We start from the raw sequence: 23,458 nt of genomic DNA on the forward strand, positions 1-23,458 counted from the left end.
CCATGGACATCCTGCTCGTCGGAGGACTGTGGCTGGACGGATCCGCGTGGGACGAAGTCGTTCCCGCACTGGAAGAACTCGGCCACCGCCCGGTGGCGCTGACACTTCCAGGGCAGGGCGACGGATCCACGTCCGCCACCCTCGACGACCAGGTGTCAGCAGTGCTCGCCGCAGTCGACGCATCGCCAGGGAAACCCTTGGTCGTGGGGCATTCCGCGGCCTGCACCCTGGCGTGGTTGGCTGCGGACGCACGGCCGGACAAGGTCACCAAAGTCGTCATGATCGGCGGGTTCCCAGCCTCCGACGGAACGCCCTACGCCGACTTCTTCGAGCCGACCGACGGTGTCATGCCCTTCCCCGGCTGGGCCGCCTTCGAGGGACCGGACTCCGCCGACCTGGACGAGGAAGCCAAGCGCCGCTTCGCTTCCGCCGCGATTCCCGTGCCCGAAGGCGTGACCAAGGGCGTGGTACGGCTGGCGGACGAGCGGCGGTTCGACGTTCCGATCGTGGTCATATGCCCGGAATTCAGCCCAGCCGTTGCTCAGCAGTGGATCAGCGCCGGGCAGATACCCGAGCTCGCCAAGGCGAAACACGTCGAGTTCACCGACATCGACTCGGGCCACTGGCCGATGATCACCCAGCCGCGCCTGCTGGCCGAGCAGATCCATCAGTCGGCGGCGTAACACCACCTGCACAGGCCTCGCCACGTCTTGCAGCTGGATCCCACCCCCGGCGGGTCACCTCTTGCGATCCCGCAGCGGGTCGAACCCGAGCACGCTGATCTCGCCACGGTCGGGCTGCGCAATCCGGCGATTTGCGTACACGCAAACTTGCGCGCACGCAGGTTTCTGCCTAGCCTGGCTCCATGCGAGCCAAAGGCATCACTTACGACACCGGTTTTGTCCGCAACGGCGGGATCTCCCGCGAAAGCTTCGACCTGGAGGTGGTCAAGCGCGAGCTCCGCATCATCCGTGACGACCTGCACTGCGACGCGGTCCGCATCACCGGCGGCAACGCCGAACGGTTGGCGCAGGCCGCGACCATCGCCGCCGACCTCGGCATGGAGGTCTGGTTCTCGCCTTACCCCCTTGAGCTGACCACCGACGAGATGCTGGCACTGTTCGCCGACTGCGCCGAGCGCGCGGAACAGCTCCGGCAGCGTGGAGCCGAGGTCGTGTTCGTCGTCGGCGCGGAGCTGAGCCTGATGAACAAAGGCTTCCTGTCCGGTGACACACAGGAAGAACGGCTCGAACTGCTGCTGTCCCAGCGAGATCGGCTGGCCGAGCGGGTCGGCGAGATCAGTGCGCGCGTCAACGACTTCCTCGAGAAGGCCGTACCGCTTGTCCGTGAACGATTCGGCGGCAAGGTCACGTACGCCGCCATCCCGCTCGAGCGCGTCCGCTGGGAACTCTTCGACATCATGAGCGTGGACCTGTACCGGTCCGCGGACGTCGCGGACCAGTTCGCCGATGGCGTCCGAAACCTTGTCGCACAAGGCAAGCCGGTCGCGATCACCGAATTCGGCACGGCGGCCTTCCGCGGAGCCGGCGACCTCGGCGCTCGTTTCATGGAGATCATCGAGTACGACAAGGACACCGGCGTACCGATCCGGTTGAAGGGCGAGTACGTCCGCGACGAAGCCGGCCAAGCCAGTTATATCCGTGAGCTGCTGGAGATCTTCGACGAAGGCGGCATCGACAGCACCTTCGTCTTCCTTTTCGCACTCGACGGCTTCTTCCACCGGCCGCAGCCCCAGGAGGATCTCGACCTGGCCAGTCCCGCCATCGTCAAAGTCCTTGACGGCCACCACGGCACGACCTATCCCGACATGCGGTGGGAACCAAAGGCCGCGTTCACTGCCCTCGCCGAGTACTACAAATAAGGTTGCTCGACGCGGCAGGTTGCGAGACGGTAGACCCATGACGTTCTGACGGAAACACCCCGTTTCATCGAGCCGCAATGCCCTTATGAAGAGAGCGTCTTTGTCTACCAAGCAGTCCACTGTCACCGTGTTCGCCTCGCCCACGAGTTGGATCGAGTCGGATGCCGTCACGCAATGCCACCAGGTGGCTGCCCTTGACGGCATGCTGCACGTCGCCGCCATGCCGGATCTACATCCCGGCAAGGGCGCCCCCATTGGCGCCGCGATGGCGTCGCGCGTGCTGTACCCGTTCCTGGTGGGCTCCGACATCGGGTGCGGCATTGCCGTATTCCCCATCAAGCTCAAGCGGGCCGTGCCCGCGCGGCTTGCCGGGCGGTTCCCCGATCTCGACAGCCCACCAGAGTCCGACGATCCCGCTTGGTCCGTTGTGCACAGCGGCATCCCCGGCGGTCACGTCGACGGGCTCGGGACGTTGGGGCGAGGCAACCACTTCGTCGAACTGGCGAAGATCGACACTGTCTTCGAGCCAGGCCACGCCGAACGTCTCGGTCTCGACGCCGGTGACCTCGTCCTGATCGTCCACAGTGGATCCCGTGGGCTTGGTGAGCGGATCCTGCGGGCACACACCGAGGTGCACGGCGCGGGTCCCGCCCCTGATCCGGACGCATACCTTGCGATGCATGACGATGCCGTGCGTTGGGGGTCGCTCAACCGGCGGCTGATGGCGGCTCGGGTCGCCCATGCGCTCGGCACCGAACCGACCGAGCCGATCGTCGACGAGTGCCACAACCTGGTCGAGATCCGCGACGGAGTTTACCTGCACCGCAAGGGAGTTGCGCCGGGCGACGGCCGCGACGTGCTGATCGCCGGTACCCGAGGTACCCATTCTTACCTTGTGGCCGCGCATGCCGGACCGGATGCGAACTATTCCGTGGCACACGGCGCAGGCCGCAAGATGTCGCGCGCGGATGCCCTGCGCCGAGGCAAGGTCAAGCACACGGTCGAGCAGCTGCGCAACACATCCGTGGGATCGTTGGTGGTGTGCGGTGACCGTCAACTGCTCTTCGAAGAGGCGCCAACGGCATACAAGCGCATCGAGCAAGTGATCGGCGACCTCGTCGACCACAACCTGGCTACGCCCGTGGCCACCACGCTCCCGCTGGTCACCTACAAGACGCCCGACGTCGGTTACGCGGAGGCTAAGCGCGGACGGCGATCCCGTCGTACATGACGCGACGGATGGCGCTGCTCATCCGGGCCTGGGCATCAGGTCCGGGATCGCGCAGTGACGTGAGCACGGCGGCGATGATCATTCCGTTGATCGCGCGCGCGGTCGAGTCGACGTCGAGGTCCGCGTGCAGGTATCCCAGGTTGACGCCGTGGTGCAGGTATCCGGCCGTCAACTGGGCGGCGGTCTCGTAGAAGTCCAGGACGCGCTCGCGCATTTCGGCGTCGATGCCCGCCGCTTCGAGCAGCAGGAAACGGGCGACGCGGGGATCGCCGCCAAGGATCACGCCGAGCACGTCGCCGATCCGCGCACTCTGCACCCGATATTCGGCCAGGCTGCTCACGGCTTCCGGAGCGTTCTCGGCGGCGAGCGCGGCGACCACCGTCTCGACGAGGTCGGTGATGACGTGGTCGACAATATCGCGCTTGTTCTGGAAGTACCGGTAGAAGGTGCCGTGGCCGATGCCCAGCCGGGTGGCGATGTCGGCGATGCCGGTGGCGTGGTAGCCGCGTTCGGCGAAGCAGTCGAACGCGGTCTCGATGATCTCGCGCCGCAGTTCCTGCTTCTTCCGTTCGGCCCGGCTGACCGGCGTCGTCTCCGTCGTCATAGGCCCAGCATATTGCCGTACGCTGGAGAATGACATATCGTTCCGTAAATGACACACCGTTCCGCACGGGCGTTGGTGATCGGGTGCGGCGGCACGCTGGGGTTCGCGTGGACCGCCGCGGTCCTCGACGCACTGCACTCCCAGGCGGAGTGGGACCCGCGGACGGCCGATGTCCTGGTTGGGACCTCCGCCGGCGCGGACCGTGTCCCGGGCCTTCGCCCAGCAAGGAGTACAGGCATGACTCGCTACCCAGGGAAGTGCCCGGTGCCAGGGTTGACCGTGTACAACGCGAGCAAGTTGGCGATTGTCGGACTGACCGCCGCGACCCGCTTGGAGGAAGCATGAGCGCGCACTACGACGCAGTCATTGTCGGCGCGGGGTTCGGCGGTATGGGTGCGGCGATCCAGCTCACCCGGCTCGACTACGACAAGCTGCTCATCCTCGAACGCGAGTCTGACCTCGGCGGGACGTGGCACGTCAACCACTACCCCGGCTTGGCCGTCGACATTCCCTCGGCTACGTACTCCTACTCGTTCGAACCGAACCCGAACTGGTCGCGGCTGTTCGCCCCGGGCCAGGAACTCAAGCGTTACGCCGAACACGTGGCCGACAAATATCGTCTGCGCCAATACATGCGGTTCAACACCGTGGTGACCGGTGCGGTGTGGGACACCGACCACTGGGCCATCTCGCGTCGCGACGATACGACCGTGACCGCGAAGTACCTGCTCACCGCGACAGGATTCCTGTCCCAGCCGAAGAAGCCCGATATCGGTGGGATCGACACGTTCGCGGGCAAGATCATCCACACCGCCGACTGGGATGACGGCTACGACCTCACCGGGCAACGGGTCGCGGTGATCGGTACCGGCGCGACCGCTGTCCAGCTGATTCCCGAGGTTGCGAAGGTCGCCGCTGAACTCACGGTGTACCAACGCACTCCGATCTGGGTCAGTCCCAAACTGGACTTCCCGGTCCCGCCCGCCGTGCGGCGCGCGTTCGCCGCTCTCCCGCTCACGCAACGGATCGCGCGGTTCGCCGGGACTGCCGTACTCGAATTGCTGATGGTGTCCGGCGTCTTGCATTACAAGCAACTTCGGGCGGCTAACCGGATCGGTGAGCTGTGGTGCCGCGCGCACCTGCGGCGGCAGGTTCGCGACCCCGAACTGCGGCGGAAGCTGACGCCCGGATATTCGTTCGGCTGCAAGCGTCCTACGTTCTCCAACGACTACTACCGCGCGTTCACGCGTGACCACGTCAACCTGGAGACCACGTCGATCGCTCGGATCGACGAGAGCGGGATCGTCACCGCCGATGACCGGCGCCACGATATCGACGTCCTGGTCCTGGCGACCGGTTTCGACTTGTGGGAGGCCAATTTCCCCGCGTTCGAGATCATCGGCCGGGGCGGCCGGAATCTCGGGAAGTGGTGGCGCGACAACCGGTTCCAGGCATACGAGGGCGTCACCATCCCGAAGTTCCCGAACTTCATCTCCCTCAACAGCCCGTACTCCTACTCCGGACTGTCCTATTTCACCACCATCGAAACGCAGATGCGGCACATCGACCGCCTGTTCACCGCGATGCGCCGCCGCGGCGCCACCGAGTTCGAGGTCACGCAGGAAGCCAACGACGCGTTCCTCGACCGGATGACCGAGAAGCTCGGCGACTCGGTGTTCGTCCTCGGCCAGTGCGCCACGGCCAACAGCTACTACTTCAACCCGCACGGCGAAGCGACGCTGCTGCGGCCTTCCTCAACGGTCAACGCCTTCCGCGAGGCAGGCAGCTTTCCGCCCGACGACTACGTCCTGACATGACCCGGTTCGCCCAGTGATCAGGAGTCAGTGACTTTCTCGCAGGTGACCGGGTCCCCGGCCGCAGGCGCCGTGGCCTTGGCGAGTTCCTTCGTGCCGTCCAACAGGATCCGGCACGTCAGCCTGAGTCGCCCGGTCGGTTTGGCGGTCACTATGGCCTTCTGGCCTGCGGTCACCACCACATCCTGTTTCCAGGGCACGCCGACCGGACCGGCCATCTCGCGCTGGACGACCTTGTCCTCGTAGCGGTCCGGCGAATCAGCCCAGCTGACTTCGGAAAGCGTGCCGCCGCCCTGGTCACTCACCTCGTAGGTGATGGCCCAGGACTTGCCGCTGGGATTCGAGCACGCCGACGCGCCGACGAGTACTCCGATGACGGCGGTGGCGCCCAACGCGATGCTGACCTTCATTCAACCATCTCTCCTTGACCGAGACTCCACATCAGACAGTAGAGAGAGGCCGATCCGCACGCGTCGCCCTGGAGCGTGAAGACGCGTAGACCGATGGGGTTACCCGTCATCAGTCCGCAGGCTGACAACCCGTGGGTGGGTGTCCGGGATTACACCCCAGACAACCACCCACGAGGATCCTAACGGGACGGACGCATCAGCGGATCCGGTGTGAACCGGACGAAACCGGGAGCCGCAGGCACGTCTCTGAACGTCGCTACGTCCGTCACCTTGTGGTGGTCGGCGCCGAACTTGCCCGCGGCGGCGTTGAGGTGCCGCGGGTCGAGGTGCGGCCAGCGTCCGGTGTCGATCCGGTCGAACAGGGCCTCAAGGACGACGATTTCCTCGGCGGAGCTGAAGCTGCAGTGCCCTGGGCGGTCGGCGTAGAGCTGACGCAGGCGGTTCGGCTCGCCCGAGCGCCGGACCTGCTGGGCGTACCAGCGCTCGTTGCCCGGTTCGGCGGAGTCGGCGACATTGTGGAGGGTCAGGACAGGGGTGGGCGTTGTGGCGCTCGGAACGGCGAACCGGGACATCCAGTCCGCGGCTGCCGGGTCCGCGCCGACGCGTGGTGCGGCGGCCAAAGCCGCCAGGTCGGCGTGCAGGTCCATACCAGCGGCACGGTATGCCTCGCGAACCAACTCGCGCTCACCGGACCGGGCGAGCTGGCGGGCGTAGTCGATCCCGGTGTTCCACGAGGGGTTCCCGCCTGCGCGCTGTTCCAGGTCCACCCGAGCGAACGGGCCGAACGTGTTGACGTGGATCAGCGAGATCTGAAACGCCTGCTGCCTGATCTGTTCGGCCACATCGGCCGACCGCGGCTTGTCCGCCGTGACCCAGCCCGGCACATTGCCCAACGCGCCTGCCAACGCGAGCCTGGCGCGTCCTTCTGGCGTGGTGAGCGCTTGCGTGATCGCGGCCTGGAGCAGCTCGGCACTCTGCTGCGGGTTGGTGACCCGGACCAGTTCGATGTTCTTGTCCGGTGCCAGCAAGGTCTTCAGCGCGAAGCTGACGTCGAGGATGCCGTTCCACGCCGAGTTCAGGTCGATCGGCCCGCACAGCGACGCCACTCCGGCGAACCGCCGCGGCGACTTCTCGGCGAGCATGATCGACAGCGCGCCACCCATCGAGGAGCCGAGCGCCACCGTCCGCTTCGGCTGCCGGACGTTCTTGCCGAACCAGTCGAGTAACGCCTGCTGATCCCGTGGGCCCTGCTCGTATGCCGCGCCCGTCCGTCCCTTGTAGTCCGACGCGGCCAACGCGTAGCCCTGCTCGAGCAGCCATCCTTCGGTCTCCGGCCGGTTCGCCAGCGCGATCCGGCCAGGGTCGTAGCCGAGAGGGAAGTATCCGTGGCTGTAGAGCACAAGGTCGCCGTTCCACCGCGTCGGCACCTTGACGAGATACGCGGCGCCGTCGATCGACCCGGTGTAGGTCCGGTAGTCCTCGGCGGCCGCAGCTGTCGCGCTGCCGCTGATCAGCGCCGCTGTCAGCAGCGCGGTGGCGATGACGCTCTTCATCGTGGTCCTTCCGGTCAGCATGGTCCCCTGCCCCAGCTATAAGCACAGGACCCGGGTTTTCGTTGAGTTCTGTGGCGTTCACCGTGGCATCCGGGTGTCCGAGAGGGAACGTCCGAGCACGCAACACGGTCATGCACCGACGACAAGACCAACGCGGCCCGCGTGCGTGACAATCGTCGCCATGGACGGAAAGGTGCTGCCGCTGACCCAGGCGCCGGACGCGATCGAGCTGCGGCACCTGCGGGCATTCATCGCGGTCGCCGAAGAGCTCAACTTCGGCAGGGCCGCGTCCAGGCTCTACCTCAGCCCACCCGCGCTGAGCAGGCAGATCAGCACGCTGGAACGGCTTGTCGGCGTCACGCTGCTGCTGCGTTCCACCCACCGGGTCGAGCTCACGCTCGCGGGCGAAGCCCTGCTGGACTGTGCCCGCAAACTGCTACGGCAGCTCGAGGACGGCATCACCGCGACCCGATCGATCGGCGGCGAGCTGGCCAGCCGGATCGCCAAGTACTGGGCGCCAGTCGTCGCCGACTTCGCCAGGATCGACGTGCACTTGCAGGATCTCCGCGACGCCACCGAGGCGTTGCACGCCCAGTTCTCGCCGCCGCCTGAGGTCTCGGTGCGTTCGGTCAACGCCGGCGGGGTGCCCAGCCTGCTGCTGGGGCGCCAAGCGCCTGCCACGGTGCTTTACGTGCACGGGGGCGCGTTCGTGTCCGGGTCAGCGTTCGGTTATCGGCCGCTCGCGGGTGCGCTGGCCGTCGCGGCCGATGCCGGTGTTCTCGTTCCTGAGTTCCGGTTGGCGCCCGAGCACCCGTTCCCCGCCGCGCTCGAAGACATCCTCGTGGTCTACCAATGGATGCTCGAGACCGGGGTGCCGGCGTCCCAGATCACGGTCGTCGGCGACTCGTCAGGCGGCAGCATCACCCTGTCCTTGCTCAACACCCTCAAACAGCAACAAATGCCGATGCCAGGCGGCGCGGTCCTGTTCAGCCCCGGCGCCATCGACCCGACTTGCAGCACGCTGCGTGACCAACCGGGCGATGGCAAAAGCCCGCCGGTCAGCGTCGCGCAGCTGCGCCAGTTCATCCAGCTCTACCTTGCCGGTCACCCTCTCGACGACCCGCTGGTCAGCCCGCTGCACGCGGACCTGTCCGGTCTTCCGCCGCTGCTCGTGCAGGTCGGGACGGGTGACATCGTCGTAGAGGACGCACACCGGCTGGTCGACCACGCCCGTGCGCACGGCGTCGACGCCCAGCTGGAGCTGTACCCGATCGCCACGCACGCCTTCCAGATCTTCTGGTCATTCCTGCCCGAAGCCGCCGACGCACTCGCTCGGGCAGGTCAGTTCGCCCGCGACATCCGGACAGGCGCGGAGTCAGCGGCGGGCTGATTGCTTACGGGCGTCGCCGACGGCCCGGGTAGCGACGAGAGTTGGTTCTGCGACAGTTGCTGTCACTCTCGCGCGTGACCCGGCGAGGTGCCAGAGGGCGCCGATGGCGGCCGCCCACAACCCGACAGCATTCGGCTGCTGGCGGCCTCGGCGGGGTTGTGAAGCAGCCAGGTCGCACCTCGACGCTTAGGCTGGTCGGTGGTGCGAAGACGGCGAAAGTGGCTACTCCACCGGTTTCCAGGTGCCGTCGACCAATCAGCCTTCGTCAGAGATCGAAGGGTTCGAACGACCGGTCGCGCTCGGACATGTCCCAGCCGAGGATGTTGCGTGTGCTGCGACTGGTCACGAATTCGAGCATCACGTCCGTCATCGACCGCCTTGTTCTCGTCCAGTCATCGGGGCTGTGCCCGCTCTGGTACACCACGTGCCACTTGTCCGGGTCGGCCGTCCACGGCACCCAAAAAAGCGAACCGCCTGCGGCGATACCGGCGAACGGGATAACCCCTTTCGGCTCTGGAAAAGGCGGGTACGAGGCAAAGTCCGCGAACTCATTCCGCACAATTCTGACCCACTCGAGGATGCGTTCGAACTCCGCGGTGAACCGAGCCATGTTCGCCGCGTCCTTGGACGGATTGAAGATCCTGATGGAGTTGCGGAACATGCCCGAAGGGAACCGTTCCATGAACTGCTTGTAATCGGCGGGCAACCGAGTTCCGAGCCTGCCCTCGACCACGTCCCAGTCAAGTTCCGGTGAAACGGATCCTGTCCAGCCGACGGCGGCAGCGATGCGATTGACGAGGTCGCGAGGACCGGTCATCGAGTGAACCCCACAATGCGGAATCGAGGCGACAAAACATGCCTGACCGGCGGTGACGTCGGCCAGGCATGTTATCAGCCTAGTGACACTCTGTCGACGGCGAGTGCGGGATATTCTGGATCAACGCGATACACCGGAATGTCTTTTTCATTCCCCACGCCTTGATGTACACCTTTTCCGGGTAGTAGGCCGTGCTGTCCCTGTACCAGGCACTGACCCGAAGGTACACCTGTTCACCGTTGCGCACCGCGCGGTCGATCTTTCCTTCGATGGTTCTCATCACGGGTTCGTTCGCCCTGATGTACAGCAGCACTATGTTTTCCTGCCGATTCGAACCACCGAGCACGGATCCGATGAGATGGCCCCGGTTGTGTAAAGCCGAGTTGTACCCGACAGGCGTGTACGGATCTCCCGCTTCTCGCGGCAGAATCCTGATGATGCACGCTGTTCCACCGGTGGCTCGGCTCGCGTTGTTCTTACCGCCGTTGAAGTCGAAGGTCTGCATGCGGTCGTTGTCGATCCATCCCCTGCTGTCCTCGGGGCAGTCCTTGTCGGTGTCGACGCCCGGAGCCGGCACGGGGGCCGGCCCCGGCCACGGGTAGGGATCCGGCCGGGGGTCGGGGTAAGGCGGTTGGTGTGGATCCCACTCAGGCTCAGCTTCCAGGTCACAGTCGGCGGCAGGCCTGCCACCGCCGCCCTTGTTGCACCTGATCCACTTCAGGGCGGCGTCCCTGAGTTTCTTGGTTGTCTTGCGGGCGGCGACCACGACGTCCTTGAAGGTGCGCAGGCCCTTGACGATTCGGATCGTGGCGGACACAGCGTCCGGGATCTGCGTCAGGACCCTGGCCAGCTTCAGGATGGGCAACGCGTTGATGACCGTCATCACGCAGGAGATGAAGTCACCGTTGACGAAACAGCGCTTGGCGTCGGGCAAGCCGATCAGGTCAAGCAGGATCTGCCCGCCTTGCTCGACGATGAACGTCTCGAGCTTCTTGTTGGCCTTGGCCCTGTTCGCACGGTATTCGTCGACAGCCGCCTGTCCCTGTGCCTTGCGGAGTGCGTCTTCCTCCTCCGCGGTCAGCTCAGGAACATCGCTGTCGTCGTTGATGGTCTCCTCGACCTCGCGGCGCTGGCGTTCCTCGTTCTCCTTGCGGAGCTCTTCCTGGATCTGCGCCAGCATCGCCATGACGTCCTTGGCGCTCGCTTCGGAGTTCTCGGCCCGCTTTTCAGCGTTCTTGGCGTAGTCCTCGGCATTCTTCGCCGCCGCTTCCGCGTCCCTGGCGTGTTGCTGGGCCCGCTCCGCGGCTTTACGAGCCTCCTCGGCGTCGATCTGTGCCTGGTCGGCGGCTGCCTTCGCCGCGGCGGCAGCCTGTTCTGCCCGAGTTGCGGCCGCGCTGGCTTCGTTGGCCGCGCGGGTGGCCTGATCCGCGGCTTGACGGGCCGCGCGAGCGTCAGCCTCGGCCTTGTCAGCGGCCCGGCCTGCCAGTGCCGCGTCAGCCGCTGCCTGGTTGGCTGCCGCACGAGCGGCCCGGGCGTCGGCCTGTGCCTCGGCATCAAGGGCGTTGGCTTGGGCGGCAGCCGCTCGTGCGGCGGCCGCGTCGACGGCTGCCTCAGCCGCCGATACTTGAGCCGCCGCTGCGGATCGGGCTGCCTCGGCCGCGGAGTTCGCGGCAGCTGAAGCGGCTTGGAAGGCCGCTACGGCTTCGCCTGCCGCTTCCCGTGCCGCCTTGGCCGCGATCTGGGCCTGCTCGTTCGCGCGTTGTGCCGCCTGGTTCGCGGCTTCGACCTGGGAGTTGCCGACGTCCTTCGCCCGCGCGGCCACCATCGCGGCGAAGTCAGCGTCCACATCGGACGGCGAGAACGGGCTGGTCAGCTCGATCGCACGGTTCGCCGGGTCAGCAATGCCGGACGACGACAGCCGAGCCGCGGCGGCAGCACGGGTGGCAATGCCCGCTTGGGTGGCCGCCGTCGCCGCCTCGATCGCCGAAGCGTTGGCCTCATCCTGTGTCCGACGGGCCGCGTCCAACGATTTGGCCGACTCCCATGCTGCCTGGTTCGCCAGTTCAACGGCTTTGCGGGCGTTGTCCGCCGCGCGCGCTTCTTGCGCGGTGGCTTCTTCGGCTGCGGCATTGGCGCGCATAGCTTCGGCGTGCACTGCTGCTGCCTCGGACTCGGCCCTGTCGGCGGCGTGATCCGCTCGCGCCGCCGCTGCCTGGGCCTCATTGGCCGCAGCACGGGACTTCTCCGCAGCGGCCTCGGCCTCGTTCGCGGCTGCTCGCGCTGCCGAAGCGGCAGCCTGTGCGGCGTCCGCAGCCGCACGTGAACGGCCAGCGGCAGCGTCCGCCTCGATCGCGGCCTGACGTGACCGCTGCGCGGCCACTCCCGCCTCCGCGGCGGCGTTTTGTGCCTGCCGGGCTGCTTCGCGTGCGGTGTTGGCCTCGGCGCGGGCCTGGTGTGCCGCGGCCCATGCCTTGTCCTTGTCGGCCTGCGCGATCTCCGTGGCCTGGGAAGCCCGCCGCGCCAACTCTTCCAGCGCCTGCGCCTTCTTCTCCAAGGTGTCCGCCGACCGCGTGATCTCCGCGGCGTTCTCTCTGGCCTGGTGCGCCTTGGTTTCCTGGGCTTGAGCGTCCCGGTCGGCGTCCATGGCGGTTTTCTCTTGGGCACGGGCGTTCTTCGACGCGTCCGCGGCGATCTGCTCCTGCGCCTGCGCGTCCTGCCGTTTCTGTGCGGCAATACGTTGCTGCGCCTCGGCTTCCTGACGCTTCTGGTCAGCGTTGGCAGCTTCCCGTTGTGCGGTATCACGATGCCGTGCGGCCTCTAACGCCTTGGCCTCGGCCTCCGCGCGCTTGCGCGCGGCCTCGTCACGCCACCGCTCCGCCTCAGCCCGCTTGGCCGCGGCGACGTCGCGTTCACGTTCGGCGTCTGCGCGCGCCTGCTTCACGTTCGCCGCATGGGTCTGCGCGTTACGAAGTGCGGCTTCTGCTTCCGCGCGGGCCTGCTTGGCCCGTGCAGCCGCATCCGCCGCAGCGAGCGCCTGTTCCTTTGCCGCTGCGGCAAGTTTCGCCGCCGAAGCGGCGTGGGACTCCGCGGTCTCCCGCCACCGTTTCGCGTTTTCCGCGTGTGCCTTGGCTTTCTCGGTGGCGTCGGTGGCCGCGGCTTCGGCGGCGATCGCGTCCACCGCGTGGACAGCGGTCTGCGCGGCCTGCTTTGCTGCCTCGGCCGACGCGGCCATGCCCTCGACGACCTTGGCCCACTGCGTGCCGTGCGGCATCTGGTTCTCGACCAAGATCGCAGCCTGTGTGCGGGCACCTGCGGCAGCCTGCTGCGCCGCCTCAGCGTCCGCTACCGCATACCTGAGCTGCCGTGCCACCTCATCCTTGGCTCGCTGGTACAGCTCGGGGTGATACGTGCCCCCGGCCAGATCCGCGGCCAATACCCTGGCCGCTTCCCGAGAGGCATTCGCGGCCGAGGTCATGTCATTGGCCGTACGCTCCAACGCTTTCACGCCATCGGCATGGGCCGCGAGCAGGTTCTGCCGGGCGCGCATCGCCCGTGCGGTGCGCTGCGCGAGCTCCGAAGCAGCCTCGGCTTCCTTGCGCTGCCTTTCCAGTTCCGCGAGATGTTTCTCCCGGTTCTCGGCATCACGTTGGGCTGCCGCGAGATAACCGGTCCTCAGGAACTCCGCGATCGCCGCATCCCCTTGCGCCAGCGCGGCTTTCGCGGCGGCCGACACCTCAGGGCCGCCGAGCGCCGCCGCCATCTCCACGTGCGACCGCCGCCGGTCAGCGAGCTCCTTCTCGCGGGCGCCGCTCTTGCGGTCTTGCTCCGCGGCGAGGTCACGTCCGTACGCCAGGAACGATTCCCGTTCCCAGGCATCGCCCTGCAACGCGCGTTCGACCGCGGCGCGGAACGCCGGTCCTCCTGTGCCGCGCAGGGGCTCGATCTGCGCCCGGTTGGCGGCGTCGGCCGCCTCCTTGCGCTTCTTGGCCTGCGCCTTGGCTTGCTTGTACCCCGTGTCGAAGAAGACTTGGTACGCGCCCCGGTCACCGGCTTCGATCTTGCGCAGCGCTTCCCGTGCCGCCGCGCGGACCTCTTCGTCCTCACTGTCGGCGCCGGCGATATCGGCGATCAGATCCCGCTCCAGCTGGGCGATCAACCGTTCCATTTCCGGATCTGGTTCCGCCGCGGCCTGCTGGTGCTGAGTCACGGCAGGCCGCGCGGGCGCGTCCGGGGGCGCTGCCACCGCGTCCTGTCCGGCAATTCCCGCCAGCAGTGCGAACACCACGGCGAGAATGACCGGTCTCTTGGGTAATTTTTTCATGCGAAAGCGACCCTGCTCTCCAAGTCGAAAGAGGGAAAGAATTATTCAGGAATAGGAAAAAAGCGTCAGGCTGGAGTGGTCATCCGGTTGTAGCCGTCTTGTGCCTGCCGCTGCACAGCTCCCCAGTGCTGCGATTCGTTGTCGGCGAAAGTGCCTTCCGATGTCCAGGTGCCGCGATTCTTGTCGGCAGTCGCCGCGATGGCAGCCCACACTGGGCCGATATTGGCCTGGGCGCGCTCGATGATCGTGCGCCAGTACAGCGCCTGGTCAGCACAGGCCTTCGCCTCGTCTTCCCAGGCTTTCCACGCGGCTTCGGCCTTTTCCTTGGTCGTCGCCCACGCCCGGGCCGCGACCGCGCGAGCCTGTTCCGCGGCCGCCCCGCTGGCCGCCAGCGCTTCCCGTTCCGCGTCCTGGGCGTCCGCGATCAACTGCGGAATCACCGCGTAGTAGCGAATACCGGCCTCGTGGCTGCGGAGCCGGAAAATGTCGACGTCCACGGCGGCAGCCGCCATCCACTCCGACGCGAAGAACGCCCGGAGGTCGGCATCTGTGCCACCCGCTCGCAACGCGTGCTGCGCTGCCAGGCGCACGTGCTCGCCTGGATCCCGCCCTGCCAGCATGGCCACGAAGTCGCGATCGGCTTGCAGAATCTGCTGTTTTTCCTGCTCATTGGCCTCTCGGGTGGCTTCGTCGAGCGCTTTCGCCGCAGCGAAACCGGCGCGGACGAAGTTGTCCCGATCCGCGTCGGTGCCCTTCAGCGCCCGTTGGGCCTCGGCGTGGACCTTCGGGGAGAACTGCGGACTGTAGGTGTTCACGACGCGTTGCACGAAATCGCGGTTCCGTGCGTGTTTCTGACTGGCCAGCACCCTGGCCTCGGCAAACCCGTGCGTGACGAACGCGGGAAGTGCCACCTCCCACTCGTCGGACCACAACGCGTGCCACGCCGCCACCCGCACCAAAGACTCCGGGTGATGCAGCGCGTTACGCAGAACGATGGGATAAAAGGGTGAGTCCTCGACAGCCGAAATGCCTAACGTTTCACCTGTCGCTAATCCGTTCGCCGTAGTGACGGTAGTACTGATGCCGGTGGCCAACACCGCGACAAGGGCAGCATTGAGCACCGTGCGCCTTTTCATTCCAAGACCCCCCTGGAATTGCGTGCGTACACAGCGCGCCGACTATGGCACAGTTACGGTACACGCGTAAAGCGTGGTGATCTGCATCACATCTACAGATCACGAACTGGTCACATCTGATCGTGAGCGATTTGCGCTCGACCGGCACAAGGGAAAGCTTTCGGTCGCGCGAGTTCGAGACCGAACTCTTAGGTCTCACGCGTTCTTCAAGGGGAGGCTGTACTTGAACAGATGCAGGGGTTCATCCGTCGTGCCACCGGCACGGCGCCGGGGTGGTCTGAGAAGACTCGTGGTCGGCACCGCGATAGCCGCGGCTGCCGGCATGACGTTGTCCACAGTGGTCTTTACCCCACCGCCTGCTGCTGCCGCGGCAGCAGCGGACGAGGCCACGTACATCGAGAAGAGCAAAGCCGCCAGGGTGTTCGGCATCGAGGCGGGCGAGGACTTGCTGACGCTCGGCGACCGCGACTTCGTCGCCGCGATGTACTACATCGCAGACGACCGCGACAAGCCGCGCCCGTTGGAACCCGAGCACCAGAAGCTGAAGGAAGCGGCCATCGCCGCGCTCGCCGCCGGTGACGCCGCGTGCCTTCAGTTCATCAAGGCCGGCATTTTCGCCGCGAACGACCAAGATCGGACGATCGTCACCGACCGGCGGCAGCGGCAGGAGGAAGAACGCACGGCCAAGGCCAGAGCCGCCGCGGCGCTGAGCATCCCCGTCGACAACATCATCCTTGCCAAGCCGGTCTTCGAATTCATCGTCCACCTCGAGCTCAATGCCGACAACCACAAGGACATGGCTGTCAAACAAGCCGCCCGTGTCGCGCTGAGCGGGACGGCCGAGGCGCAGTGGGCCTTCCTCACGGTCGGAGTGCACGACGAGCACCGCAAGGACCTGGATCGGCTGATCCGGGAGGACAAGGAGAAGACGGAGGCGGAGAAGGCCGCGGAGCTCGCGCGGGAAGCCAAGGCCAATGCCGCCTACCACGCGCTGGGCTACGACCGTGAACAGGCGAAGAACCTGATCACCAAGACCGACCAGGACTTCGTCATCGAAGTCTGGAATCGCGCGCCGGCCGGTACCGAGGTCGCCGGCGCCGCCGAGGCAGCCGTGCGCAGCCTCGACCCGGCGGTGTGGAAGAAGTTCATCGACACGGGTGCGCGGGAGGCTCGCCTGCGTGACATCCAGATCGCGTTGGACAGGCGGGACAAGGAGTACATCCGCCAGATCACCGAGGTGCGCACCCGTGCGGCCAACAGCCTGGTGTACCCCGCACTGGTCGCGGCCGCCGACGCGGCACTTGCCGGCAGCCCGACCGATCGGGAACGGTTCCTGCGCGTCGGCCAGTACGAGAACCAGAACCAGTCATTGCGCTTCGACCTCGCCGAGAGCTACATCGCCGACAACAACGGTGACGTCGTCATGGCACCGTGGCGGCCCGGCGCCCACCCCGCGCATGCCTGGAAGATCGAGCCTGGACTCAGCAATCCGACCTGTTTCTCGTTCCAGTCAGTCAGTCGCCCCAACCACTACCTGCACTGGCGCAAGGACTTGTCCACCAAGGCCGGGGGCTCGGTGCCGCAGAAGCTGCGCGCCTACGCCAAAGTCGACCCGACCGACGGCACCGCCCAGTTCAAGGCGAAGGCGACTTGGTGTGTGAAGCGCAACGGGGCAGGGATCTCGATCCACCCGGTCGAGACAGCGTCCAACTACCTCTACGTGGTTGGCGCGATCGACAACGAGAACGGCGGCCAGTCGGCTGTCTGGCACGTCGAAGCCCCGCAACCGCAGTTGCCGATGGACCGGCGCTACGCCTCGGACCAAGGCCTGCGTGACCGGCTCGGCAAGCCGGTCGGCGACGCGGTGCTCGACGAAAACCACCTCGGCTACAAGGAATACGAGAAGGGCCGGCTCCACCTGGTCGCGAACGACTACGGCAGCCACAAACGCCCCGAGGTGCACGTGGTCTACAAAGGACCGATCCTGGACAAGCTGCTCTCGCTGGGCGGGCCGAACCCCCTCGGCGGCAAGTTCAGCGACCAGGTCGCGACCCAGGACGGCAGGGGCCAGGTCGTCCGCATCGAAAAGCCGAACTCCGGCGGGCAGAACCTGTACATCGTCTGGAGTCCCGAGACGAACGCCCACATCGTCTACGGCTCCGTCGGCGACGTCTGGGCTGAGAACGGCGCGGAGACCGGTACGTACGGCTACCCGGTCACTGACGTTGAGCGCTACGGCGACGCGGGGATCGTCTACATCCGCTTCACCCGTGGCACCATCTACTATGTGCCCAACGCTGGCATCCGGCAGGTCAAGGGCGAGATCCACCAGCGGTTCGCCGCGATGGGCTTCGAAGCGGGCCTTGGCGCTCCCCTCACGGACGAGGTCCGGCTGGAGTACGTCTGGCGGCAGACTTTCGAGAAAGGCCGGATCGACAAGAACACCGTCGGCGGTTTCGCGTGGGGGTACCAGACCGTTCCCATGCCCCACCGCGCCATCCAGTTCAAGGGCTTCGCGTCCGGCCGCTGCATGCAGATGGCCGGCACGCACACCGGGGCCCACGCCGAACTGTGGGACTGCACGGCAGGCACAAACCAGATCTTCGACGTGATCAGCCGGGGCAACAACAAGTACACCCTGAAGAACCGGAGCTCCGGACTGTGCTTGGTGCACATGCGTAGCTCACAGGTCCCGCCTTATGTCAGCCAGACCTCGTCGTGCGACTTCACGTGGGAGTTCACCACCGCCCCGGATGGCACGCTGGCCCTGCGTGACCCGACGGGCTTGGTGATCGAAGCCAAGAGCCGTGGCACGGCCAACGGAACGCAAGTCATCATGGCGTGGGACGTCACGCTCGACTACCAGCGCTGGACGATCACTCCCGTCAAGTGATCAACGTGTCTCCGGTACGTGGTGGTGGCCACGTACCGGAGACCTGCTGGTGGCTCAGTCGTTCGGCACGGCAACCAGTGTCACTGTGGACGGCCGGTCGTTCTCCAGCGCGGGCAGGACCGTGTGGATCTCGCCCGTCTCGGCTTCGAGCACCACGGTGTCGGTGTTGCCTTCGTCACCGGTCACATAGACTTCCGCTCCACTCGGGGAAACCGCCAACTTGCCCACGGTGACCTCAACGGACTCACCGATCTTGGCAAGATCCGTGGTGTCCACAGTGGTCACAACGCCCTTGAAGCCCGCTTCGCGGACCTCACCGACATAAGCACGAGCACCGTCCGGGCTAAGTGCAACACCGGCAGCCCGTCCGCTCAGTGCCAAGTGCTTGCCGATCGTGTTGGTGGCGACGTCGATCACGGACAGCCGGGCACCACTCGTGACGAACAGGCTCGAGCCGTCCGGCGACAATGCGAGCCGTGGTGAGGAAGGGCCGCCCATGTTGATGGTGGCGATGAGCGAATGCGTGGCCAGGTCGATCACCCAGACGTTGGTCGACTCGGAAGACGTGACGTACGCCCGCGTGTCGTCAGGGGTGATGACGATGTCGGTGGGCCATTCGCCCGCTTTGAACGAGCCGATCACCTGGTCCGTCGCGACGTCGTCGATGTAGACCCGGCCGCGGCTGCCGCCCGCTCCACTCGAACCCTGTGCCACATAGGCGAGATCACCGCCGGAGTTGAACGCGATCTTGTTCGCCCAGCCGCCGCCCACCGAGACTTCTTGGATGATCTCGTGCGTGTGGGTGTCGATGATCTGCACACCCGGCGTGGACTCTGTGGCGACGTAGATGAAGTTGCCATCCGGGGTGGCGGTGATGCCATTCGGTCTGCCTGCCACTCGGATACGCGTTACCTCCTCGTGCGTGTCCGCGTCGCTGACCAGGATGGTGCCCTGTCCTCGGTTGTCGGAATATCCGATGTACGCCAGCGTATGTGTGTCCTTGGCGTGTGCCGTTCCGGTCAGCACAGCCATCGCGACAGTGGCGGTCAACGCCCCGGTCGCCAAGCGCCGTGTTCGCCCGACCTGGAATGTCATCATGGAAAACAACCCCCTGACCTTCGCATGGACTGCGGTGCACAGCTACAGACGCATGCGGCCGCGAACGGTTGTCCGCCCGCGGATCAGAGTGCGTACTCGTCAGCGGCTCACCTCGGCATCGACTTCATGCCTGTCAGAGATGAAAGCCAGTGCCACCAACGCGATCACGGCCAGCACGGCGATGTACACCGCGACCGACAACGAACTCCCGGTGGACTCCAACAACAGGACCATGACGAACGGGGCGAATCCGCCACCGATCACGTTGGCGATCTGATAGCCCAACGAAGCACCCGAATAGCGCAAGTGGGCGGGGAACATCTCGGCGAACAGAGCAGCCTGCGGGCCGTACATCATGGCGATCGTGGTCATCGTGATCACCAGGCCGAGGATGGCCAGTCCCACGTTGAGTGTCTCGACCAACGGGAACACCGCGAAGACCGATATCCCGGTGGCCACCGCTCCCACCGCGAAGACCGGTTTGCGTCCCACTCGATCGGACAGCGCCGCGAACAGCGGCAGAGTCAGCACCATCGAGCTCACGCTGACCAGAACCGCGAGCAGCATCGAGCTTTTCGGGATGCCCAACGTGCGTGTCCCGTAGTCCAGCAGACCAGCCGCAAGGATGTAGAACGCTGCACTGAGGACGATGTAGACACTGGACGCGAACAGCACAGCCGTCGGGTGCCTGCGCACCACCTCGATGACCGGGGAACGGCGCCGCCCCGGCGATTCCGCGGCCAGGTACTCGGGCGTGTCGTCGACTCGCCGGTGGATGTAGAACGCGATCAGCGCGGTCACCGAGCTGAGCAGGAACGGGATCCGCCAGCCCCATGCGTCGAACTGCGCCGGGCTCACGATCGCAGCCACGACGAGGAAGACCGTGTTGCCCAGCACCATTCCGATCGGGACGCCCACCTGTACGAAGCTGCCGTACAGCCCGCGTTTGCCCGGTGGCGCGGACTCGATGGCCAGCAGCATCGCGCCACCCCACTGGCCGCCGATCGCCAGCCCTTGGCAGATTCGCAGCAGTACCAGGGCGAACGGGGCGAACACGCCGATGCTCGCGTACGTCGGCAGCAGACCGATCAGCGTGGTGGACACGGCCATCAACAGCAGGGACACCACGAGCATCGGCTTGCGCCCGAGCTTGTCGCCGAAGTGCCCGAACACGATCCCGCCCAACGGCCGGGCGGCGAACCCGACGCCGAAGGTGGCGAACGAGGCGAGCGTCGCCGAGACAGGACTGACTCCGGGGAAGAATGCCTTGCCGAAGACAAGCGCCGCAGCCGTGGCGTAGATGAAGAAGTCGTACCACTCGATCGACGCGGCGACCATCGCGGCGAGCGCGACCCGGCGACCGCGCACCGGCGTGACTGTGCTGGAAGCGGACATGAATCACCTCTGTGGGCGGCAACGCCGCCAGCAGGAGAACGAGCCGGACGTTCTCGAACCTAGAAGCGGTGCCCGCCAGGGCCCATGTGCCGGGCCACAGGATCCACGTCACCCGGTTGTCACGTCATGCCAAGGGCTCGCCTTTGGGGTACGTCCCGATGGCGCGCAGCCCGGTGAGCAACTCCGCCTGGTGTGCCGGATTTGTCAGGGAACGTCCGGTTATGTCCTGTAGCCCGCGCAACCGGTACCGGACGGTGTTCGGATGGCAGAACAACCGGTCCGCTGTGTCCTTTGTAGACCCAGCGCAGTCGAACCAGGCCTGCAGGGTGTCAAGCAGGACAGTGCCTTCGTCGCCGAGTTGAAGTACGCCGCCGAGCACCTGGTGCGCCAGTTGTGTCGCCTCCTCCGGCGCGCTGGCCACCAACGCGGTCAACGGTGAGTCGTCGAACTGGAAGACACCCGGTTGGCCGAGCGGCAGGCTGGCGAGCGCGACCGTGGCGAAGTGCAATGCCCGTGGAGTGCTCATCAGGCCGCTGAAAGCGGGGCTGACACCGATGCGGGACGTGGCGTGCCGCCGCAACAGGTCGAGTACCGGGGCCTGCGCGGCCGTGGACCGCAAGGAGATCACCCCGACCTGTGTCTCCGGGGTGAGCCGCCACGCGGAGCCGAGGTTCATCGCGTCCAACCTGGACTCGATGCTGGGCAACGCCTCCTCGCCCAGCTCCGGTGACTCCGCGGCGACCACGAGGAACAACCCGTCGATCGGCATCTGCAGCAGCTCCGAGATCTGCCACAGCGCGGCCTGGTCGAGCCGCTGCCCGGAGAACAGGGCTTCGACCAGTGCCGAGCGTTGCTGCCGCTGCCGGGAAGCCAGTTCGGCGACGGTGTCGCGGTAAGCCTCGCTCATCGCCTCGGCGAAGTCGTCGGCCAGGTACCACAGCGTGGTGGCCGCCGACACCAGCGTGCGCACCATGTCCGGGCCCACCCGGTCGGCCTCCTCGACCAGGACGTTCCAGATCTCGGCGAACCCGATCCGGAAGGCACGCACCACCTCCGACAGGGGCACGCCCTGTTCGGCGCGGCGTTTGCCCGTCACACGCGCCCTGGTCAGTTCGGGAGTGCCGGGTGCGGACAGGCCGTGCACGATCTCACGCAGGTTGGCTTCGACGTACTGACGCAGTTCGGCGGGCGGTATCACGGCTCCGGCCCGGTACACCTCCATGGCCGCCTGGACCTTCTTGACCGCACTGTCGGTGACCTCGGGCAACCGCCGCTCGGCCTCCGCCACCAGCTTGGCCACGCCCTCGTCCGGAAGTTCCCGCCTGCTGCTTCGCACAGCGCAAGTGTGTCATCGCCGCACACCGAAGCCGGGGACGTTTTGTACCGCCGAACATAGGCGGGACGTGGGACCTCTGTCGACTATGGCCGTCGTGAACCTTGCCGCGAACCTCGCCCGCACGGCGGCCCAGTACCCGGATCGTGTCGCGATCAGGCTGGACGACACGATGCTGACGTACTCAGAGCTGGACGACGCGACGAAACGCGCGGCCGGGCTACTCGCCGAACACGGTGTCCAGCCAGGTGATCGCGTCGGGATCATGCTGCCGAACGTGCCGCAGTTCGCGGTGTTGTACTACGCGACACTGCGCGCGGGTGCGGTTGTGGTGCCGATGAACCCGCTGTTCAAGGAGCGCGAGGTGGCGTACTACCTCAGCGATTCCGGCGCCAAGGTGCTCTTCGTGTGGGAGGACTTCCAGCCCGGAGCCAAGGCGGGCGCGAAGCTGGCCGACACGGCGTGCGTCGTCGTCGACGGGTCATTGACTGCCGCGCCACCGATCGACCATGTTGTCGATCGGGCCGATGAGGACACTGCGGTGATCTTCTACACGTCCGGCACCACCGGGCGGCCCAAGGGCGCGGAGTTTACGCACGCCAACCTGATGCGCAACGTCGAGATCGCGGTCCGCGACCTGATCCAGGCCACCGCCGAGGACGTGGTGTTCGGGGCGCTGCCGCTGTTCCACGTCTTCGGCCAGACAGTCGGCCTCAACGTGGTGGTCGCCGTGGGCGGCTGCCTGACCCTGATGTCGAGGTTCGACGCGGCCAAGGCGTTGAAAGTCCTGCAGCGCGACAAGGTGACCGTGTTCGAAGGCGTGCCGACGATGTACGTGGCGCTGGCCAACCACCCCGACCGGGCGAACCACGACTTGTCGTCGCTACGGGTCTGCCTCGCCGGCGGAGCGCCGTTGCCCGCCGAGGTGATCACCGCGTTCGAGCAAGCGTTTGGCTGCGTGATCATGGAGGGGTACGGGCTGTCGGAGACCTCACCGATCGCGTCGTTCAACGTGCCCGGCAAGCGACGGCCGGGTTCGATCGGCACGCCGGTCAGCGGAGTGCGGTTCCGCATCGTCGACGACCACGGCGAAGACGTGCCGCCGGGCGAGATCGGGGAGATCACGATCAAGGGCCACAACGTGATGAAGGGCTATAGGGGCAAGCCGGAACAGACCGCGAAGGCGATCCGGGACGGCTGGTTCCACAGCGGCGATCTGGGCCGCCAGGACGAGGACGGCTTCTACTACATTGTGGACCGGAAGAAGGACATGATCATCCGTGGCGGTTACAACGTCTACCCACGGGAGATCGAGGAAGTCCTCTATGAACACCCCGCCGTCGGCGAAGCCGCGGTGATCGGTGTGCCGCATACCGAACTGGGCGAGGAGGTCGCTGCGGTCGTCGCACTGAAGCCCCCGGCTACTGCCACCGCCGACGAACTGCGGGACTTCGTCAAGGGAAAGGTCGCCGCCTACAAGTACCCGCGCACGGTACGGATCGTCGGCGAACTGCCCAAGAACGCCACCGGCAAGATCCTCAAGCGCGAACTGAGGATCAGCCATGACCGACTCGACTGAGA

17 protein-coding genes are annotated in these 23,458 nt (G+C 66.2%); 8 read left to right on the top strand and 9 right to left on the bottom strand.

The genetic code is table 11. The features are described 5' to 3' along the window. Nucleotides 1-2 precede the first annotated feature (2 nt). The 3 genes from B9C43_RS45805 (at nt 3) to B9C43_RS45815 (ending at nt 3,113) form a co-directional block, all read left to right on the top strand. Nucleotides 3-683: an alpha/beta fold hydrolase gene (locus B9C43_RS45805; protein WP_084433623.1), complete on the top strand. Its 681-nt coding sequence runs from the start codon at nt 3-5 to the stop codon at nt 681-683. Nucleotides 684-865: 182 nt separating this feature from the next. Further along, nucleotides 866-1,882, top strand: a complete 1,017-nt coding sequence (locus B9C43_RS45810) for a hypothetical protein (protein ID WP_084433624.1) — start codon at nt 866-868, stop codon at nt 1,880-1,882. 85 nt (nt 1,883-1,967) lie between these two features. Then, on the top strand, nt 1,968-3,113 hold the full coding sequence (locus tag B9C43_RS45815) for an RNA ligase RtcB family protein (protein WP_084433625.1): 1,146 nt from the start codon (nt 1,968-1,970) through the stop codon (nt 3,111-3,113). On the opposite strand, the gene B9C43_RS45820 is transcribed toward B9C43_RS45815, so the two are convergent. Beyond that, nucleotides 3,082-3,717 carry a TetR/AcrR family transcriptional regulator gene (locus tag B9C43_RS45820; protein ID WP_084433626.1) on the bottom strand — a complete coding sequence of 212 codons (636 nt, stop codon included), beginning with the start codon at nt 3,715-3,717 and terminating at the stop codon, nt 3,082-3,084. The genes B9C43_RS45815 and B9C43_RS45820 overlap by 32 nt on opposite strands. Nucleotides 3,718-3,765: 48 nt before the next feature. Here B9C43_RS45820 and B9C43_RS59025 point away from each other — a divergent pair, with 48 nt between their 5' ends. Both B9C43_RS59025 and B9C43_RS45830 read left to right on the top strand, forming a co-directional pair. Then, complete coding sequence (locus tag B9C43_RS59025) at nt 3,766-4,062, top strand: hypothetical protein (RefSeq protein ID WP_084433627.1); 297 nt, start codon at nt 3,766-3,768, stop codon at nt 4,060-4,062. Continuing rightward, complete coding sequence (locus tag B9C43_RS45830) at nt 4,059-5,534, top strand: flavin-containing monooxygenase (protein WP_084433628.1); 1,476 nt, start codon at nt 4,059-4,061, stop codon at nt 5,532-5,534. Before B9C43_RS59025 ends, B9C43_RS45830 begins: the two co-directional genes overlap by 4 nt. Nucleotides 5,535-5,551: 17 nt before the next feature. On the opposite strand, the gene B9C43_RS45835 is transcribed toward B9C43_RS45830, so the two are convergent. After that, nucleotides 5,552-5,941, bottom strand: coding sequence for a hypothetical protein (locus tag B9C43_RS45835; RefSeq protein WP_084433629.1), 390 nt, complete (start codon nt 5,939-5,941; stop codon nt 5,552-5,554). A gap of 179 nt (nt 5,942-6,120) precedes the next feature. Continuing rightward, a complete protein-coding gene (locus B9C43_RS45840; protein ID WP_084433630.1) occupies nt 6,121-7,515 on the bottom strand; it encodes an alpha/beta hydrolase family protein in 1,395 nt (464 codons plus the stop codon). Nucleotides 7,516-7,675: 160 nt separating this feature from the next. On the opposite strand from B9C43_RS45840, the gene B9C43_RS45845 reads away from it, so the two are divergent. Continuing rightward, nucleotides 7,676-8,884 carry an alpha/beta hydrolase fold domain-containing protein gene (locus B9C43_RS45845; protein ID WP_084433842.1) on the top strand — a complete coding sequence of 403 codons (1,209 nt, stop codon included), beginning with the start codon at nt 7,676-7,678 and terminating at the stop codon, nt 8,882-8,884. A gap of 265 nt (nt 8,885-9,149) precedes the next feature. Here B9C43_RS45845 and B9C43_RS45850 read toward each other — a convergent pair whose 3' ends face one another. From B9C43_RS45850 to B9C43_RS45860, 3 genes are all read right to left on the bottom strand, one after another. Further along, complete coding sequence (locus tag B9C43_RS45850) at nt 9,150-9,701, bottom strand: SMI1/KNR4 family protein (protein WP_084433631.1); 552 nt, start codon at nt 9,699-9,701, stop codon at nt 9,150-9,152. Between the two features lie 79 nt (nt 9,702-9,780). Further along, entirely contained in the window at nt 9,781-14,022 is a 4,242-nt protein-coding gene (locus B9C43_RS45855; RefSeq protein ID WP_084433632.1) for a DNA/RNA non-specific endonuclease, read from the bottom strand. 65 nt (nt 14,023-14,087) lie between these two features. Beyond that, a complete protein-coding gene (locus B9C43_RS45860) occupies nt 14,088-15,158 on the bottom strand; it encodes a hypothetical protein (protein ID WP_160097174.1) in 1,071 nt (356 codons plus the stop codon). A gap of 289 nt (nt 15,159-15,447) precedes the next feature. On the opposite strand from B9C43_RS45860, the gene B9C43_RS45865 reads away from it, so the two are divergent. Then, nucleotides 15,448-18,051: an RICIN domain-containing protein gene (locus tag B9C43_RS45865; protein ID WP_084433633.1), complete on the top strand. Its 2,604-nt coding sequence runs from the start codon at nt 15,448-15,450 to the stop codon at nt 18,049-18,051. Between the two features lie 54 nt (nt 18,052-18,105). On the opposite strand, the gene B9C43_RS45870 is transcribed toward B9C43_RS45865, so the two are convergent. The 3 genes from B9C43_RS45870 to B9C43_RS45880 form a co-directional block, all read right to left on the bottom strand. Further along, complete coding sequence (locus B9C43_RS45870; RefSeq protein ID WP_084433634.1) at nt 18,106-19,149, bottom strand: beta-propeller fold lactonase family protein; 1,044 nt, start codon at nt 19,147-19,149, stop codon at nt 18,106-18,108. A gap of 99 nt (nt 19,150-19,248) precedes the next feature. Then, nucleotides 19,249-20,544, bottom strand: a complete 1,296-nt coding sequence (locus B9C43_RS45875) for an MFS transporter (protein ID WP_084433635.1) — start codon at nt 20,542-20,544, stop codon at nt 19,249-19,251. A gap of 124 nt (nt 20,545-20,668) precedes the next feature. Further along, the gene (locus B9C43_RS45880) at nt 20,669-21,880 is read right to left on the bottom strand and encodes a PucR family transcriptional regulator (RefSeq protein ID WP_235039229.1); all 1,212 of its coding nucleotides are present in this window, start codon (nt 21,878-21,880) and stop codon (nt 20,669-20,671) included. An 85-nt stretch (nt 21,881-21,965) separates the two neighbouring features. Between B9C43_RS45880 and B9C43_RS45885 the strand changes: the two genes are divergently transcribed. Then, entirely contained in the window at nt 21,966-23,456 is a 1,491-nt protein-coding gene (locus tag B9C43_RS45885) for a long-chain-fatty-acid--CoA ligase (RefSeq protein WP_084433636.1), read from the top strand. The last annotated feature ends 2 nt before the right edge of the window (nt 23,457-23,458 follow it).

Source organism: Kibdelosporangium aridum (assembly GCF_900176515.1).
GTDB lineage: Bacteria > Actinomycetota > Actinomycetes > Mycobacteriales > Pseudonocardiaceae > Kibdelosporangium > Kibdelosporangium aridum.

What these genes read in the sequence shown, in the direction of transcription:
- B9C43_RS45885 (WP_084433636.1), top strand. Translation starts at nt 21,966, where the DNA reads ATGGCCGTCGTGAACCTTGCCGCGAACCTCGCCCGCACGGCGGCCCAG.
- B9C43_RS45815 (WP_084433625.1), top strand. Translation starts at nt 1,968, where the DNA reads ATGAAGAGAGCGTCTTTGTCTACCAAGCAGTCCACTGTCACCGTGTTC.
- B9C43_RS45820 (WP_084433626.1), bottom strand. Translation starts at nt 3,717, where the DNA reads ATGACGACGGAGACGACGCCGGTCAGCCGGGCCGAACGGAAGAAGCAG.
- B9C43_RS45840 (WP_084433630.1), bottom strand. Translation starts at nt 7,515, where the DNA reads ATGCTGACCGGAAGGACCACGATGAAGAGCGTCATCGCCACCGCGCTG.
- B9C43_RS45855 (WP_084433632.1), bottom strand. Translation starts at nt 14,022, where the DNA reads ATGAAAAAATTACCCAAGAGACCGGTCATTCTCGCCGTGGTGTTCGCA.
- B9C43_RS45850 (WP_084433631.1), bottom strand. Translation starts at nt 9,701, where the DNA reads ATGACCGGTCCTCGCGACCTCGTCAATCGCATCGCTGCCGCCGTCGGC.
- B9C43_RS45875 (WP_084433635.1), bottom strand. Translation starts at nt 20,544, where the DNA reads ATGTCCGCTTCCAGCACAGTCACGCCGGTGCGCGGTCGCCGGGTCGCG.
- B9C43_RS45835 (WP_084433629.1), bottom strand. Translation starts at nt 5,941, where the DNA reads ATGAAGGTCAGCATCGCGTTGGGCGCCACCGCCGTCATCGGAGTACTC.
- B9C43_RS45860 (WP_160097174.1), bottom strand. Translation starts at nt 15,158, where the DNA reads ATGAAAAGGCGCACGGTGCTCAATGCTGCCCTTGTCGCGGTGTTGGCC.
- B9C43_RS59025 (WP_084433627.1), top strand. Translation starts at nt 3,766, where the DNA reads ATGACACACCGTTCCGCACGGGCGTTGGTGATCGGGTGCGGCGGCACG.
- B9C43_RS45845 (WP_084433842.1), top strand. Translation starts at nt 7,676, where the DNA reads ATGGACGGAAAGGTGCTGCCGCTGACCCAGGCGCCGGACGCGATCGAG.
- B9C43_RS45805 (WP_084433623.1), top strand. Translation starts at nt 3, where the DNA reads ATGGACATCCTGCTCGTCGGAGGACTGTGGCTGGACGGATCCGCGTGG.
- B9C43_RS45870 (WP_084433634.1), bottom strand. Translation starts at nt 19,149, where the DNA reads ATGATGACATTCCAGGTCGGGCGAACACGGCGCTTGGCGACCGGGGCG.
- B9C43_RS45810 (WP_084433624.1), top strand. Translation starts at nt 866, where the DNA reads ATGCGAGCCAAAGGCATCACTTACGACACCGGTTTTGTCCGCAACGGC.
- B9C43_RS45830 (WP_084433628.1), top strand. Translation starts at nt 4,059, where the DNA reads ATGAGCGCGCACTACGACGCAGTCATTGTCGGCGCGGGGTTCGGCGGT.